We start from the raw sequence: 1,676 nt of genomic DNA on the forward strand, positions 1-1,676 counted from the left end.
TGTCGCAGCTGTCCGCCATCGTGATGGAGTTCAAACCCGGGACCGATCTGCTCACCGCCCGGCAGCTGGTGTCGGAGCGGATGGCAACGGTCATACCGACTCTGCCGACCTGGGCCGCGCCGCCAATAATGCTCCAGCCGCTGTCCTCCACCAGCCGTGTCATGAAGATCGGGCTCTCCTCCGAGACCCGCTCCCTGATCGAAATGTCCATGGTTTCCTACTGGAACATCCGGGCACACCTGCTGCGGGTGCCTGGCGTGGCGAACGTTGCGATCTGGGGCGAACGGCTTCAGATGCTCCAGGTCCAGGTTGATCCGACCAAGCTGGCAGCCAACAACGTGACGCTGGAAAACGTCATGAACTCCACGTCCGACGCCTTGGACGCTGGCCTGCTCAAGTACTCCCCCGGTGCCTTGATCGGCACCGGAGGGGCGCTGGAAACACCCAGCCAGAGCATGTCCATCAGGCACGTACAACCCATCACGTCTCCGGCGGACCTTGCCCAGGTGCCACTGGAGGAACGCGAGGGACTGCCTCCCCTGAAGCTCGCCGACGTGGCAACCGTCGTGGAGGACCACCAGCAACTGATCGGTGACGCGGTTATCAATGGCGGCCCCGGACTGATGCTGATCGTCGAAAAGCTGCCGTGGGGCAACACCCTCGAAGTCACCCGCGGGGTCGAGGAAGCGCTCAAGGAACTGCAGCCCGGCCTGACCGGAATCGCAGTCGACACCACCCTGTTCCGGCCCGCCTCGTTCATCGAGGAGTCGCTCGGCAACCTGAGCCTCGCGCTGCTGCTGGGCTGCTTCCTGGTCGTCCTGGTACTGAGCGTCTTCCTGTTCCAATGGCGGACAGCCCTGGTGAGCGTGACGGCGATCCCGTTGTCGCTGATGGCAGCGGCCCTGGTGCTGTATTGGACCGGAGGCACGATTAATACGATGGTGCTTGCGGGGCTGGTGATTGCCGTCGGGGTCGTGGTGGACGATGCCATCATCGACGTCGAGAACATCGTCAGGCGGCTCCGGCACCACCGCGCCAGCGGCGGGACCGAAAGCACCGCCCGCGTGGTCGTCAACGCTTCCCTGGAAGTCCGCGGCCCCATCGTCTACGCCACCCTGATTATCGTTGCCGCCACGGTACCGATCTTCTTCCTGGATGGCCTGACGGGCGCCTTCTTCCGGCCCCTGGCGACCGCCTACACCCTGGCGGTTTTGGCGTCCATGCTGGTGGCCCTCACGGTCACGCCGGCCATGGCGTACATCTTCCTGCGCAATGCCAAGCTGGAAGACCGCGATCCGCCGGTGGTCCGGGTCCTCAAGCGCTGGTACGGCGCCGCCCTGCGTCCCATTGTGAAACGCCCGCTCCCGGGCTACCTCGCGGTGGGGGCACTCGGCGTCGTCGGAATCATAGCGGCCCCGCTCCTGGGCCAGTCACTGTTGCCCTCGTTCAAGGAACGTGACTTCCTCATGCACTGGGTCACGCAACCCGGCACCTCCAACGCCGAGGAAGTGCGCGTCAGCCAACTGGCCTGCCAGGAGCTGATGACCATTGCCGGCGTCAACAACTGCGGGTCCCACATCGGTCAGGCCTTCGCCGCCGATGAGGTGGTGGGGGTCAACTTTGGCGAGAACTGGATCAGCGTTGACCCCTCGGTCGACTACGACAAGACCCTGGCC

At 64.7% G+C, this 1,676-nt stretch carries 1 protein-coding gene; it reads left to right on the top strand.

Annotated features, from left to right (window positions below; all coding sequences use genetic code 11):
* Positions 1 to 23: 23 nt before the first annotated feature.
* Positions 24 to 1,676 (top strand): efflux RND transporter permease subunit (locus tag LQV45_RS30500; RefSeq protein ID WP_230010975.1); only part of this gene is annotated, 1,653 nt, incomplete at its 3' end.

The sequence above is a fragment of the Microbacterium sp. Bi128 genome (assembly GCF_918698205.1).